The following is a 722-nucleotide window of genomic DNA, read 5'->3' as shown; positions in this document are numbered from 1 at the left end:
AATAAAATCAGAGATTGGTGAGGGGATTGTATGAATAGGTATAAAACAAGTAATTGTATTATGTGTGGTGAAAAAGCTGTAGGTTGGCATGGTCATGTGGTAGCAAAAGAGAGAATGGCGTTAGGAAATTTAATTGATGTAAAGGTTATAGCTGGATTTTGCAAAGAACATAATGAAGGTGGCTTGCAAAGTGATATTAATGGATGTTATGGACAATATTCTCGTTCAAAGCATGGTGAACTAGAGGTATTTAAAATATAAGTTTGGAAGGGGATGAGCTATATAATGGCGCTGCTTAATTATACAACTACTATAGATGTATATAAAACGGTTGGTGAGATTCAAAAAATACTTGTTACTCACGGAGCACGTAAGATAATGCAAGGCTATTCAGAAGATGGACATATATCTTCTATTTGCTTCTCAATCGTTACGAATGATGGTGAAAAAGGTATTAGACTACCTGCAAATGTACCAGCCATCTATGAGGTATTAAAACAGCAAAAGAAACAAGGCAAAATCAAAATAAACATAGATTACGCACAAGCAGAACGTGTAGCATGGCGCATAGTAAAAGATTGGATTGAAGCTCAGGTGGCTATTTTAGAAAGCCAAATGGTTTCCATGGATGAAATATTCTTACCATACATGCTTAACAAGCAAGGACAGACTTTCTTCCAAGCATACCAACAAAAATTACTAGAATAATAAAATCTGATTTT

The 722-nt window shown here is 34.8% G+C and carries 2 protein-coding genes; both read left to right on the top strand.

The genetic code is table 11. The annotated features are described in order from the left end of the window. Positions 1-30: 30 nt before the first annotated feature. Complete coding sequence (locus CS063_RS17385; RefSeq protein WP_099450919.1) at positions 31-261, top strand: hypothetical protein; 231 nt, start codon at positions 31-33, stop codon at positions 259-261. 24 nt (positions 262-285) lie between these two features. After that, complete coding sequence (locus CS063_RS17380; RefSeq protein ID WP_099450918.1) at positions 286-708, top strand: hypothetical protein; 423 nt, start codon at positions 286-288, stop codon at positions 706-708. Positions 709-722: the final 14 nt, after the last annotated feature.

It is taken from the genome of Sporanaerobium hydrogeniformans, from assembly GCF_002735925.1.
Taxonomy (GTDB): domain Bacteria; phylum Bacillota; class Clostridia; order Lachnospirales; family Cellulosilyticaceae; genus Sporanaerobium; species Sporanaerobium hydrogeniformans.
This window is presented reverse-complemented; position numbering and strand designations above follow the sequence as displayed.

Excerpts from the sequence above, each read along its gene's own strand:
- CS063_RS17385 (WP_099450919.1), top strand. The coding sequence starts at position 31 with ATGAATAGGTATAAAACAAGTAATTGTATTATGTGTGGTGAAAAAGCT.
- CS063_RS17380 (WP_099450918.1), top strand. The coding sequence starts at position 286 with ATGGCGCTGCTTAATTATACAACTACTATAGATGTATATAAAACGGTT.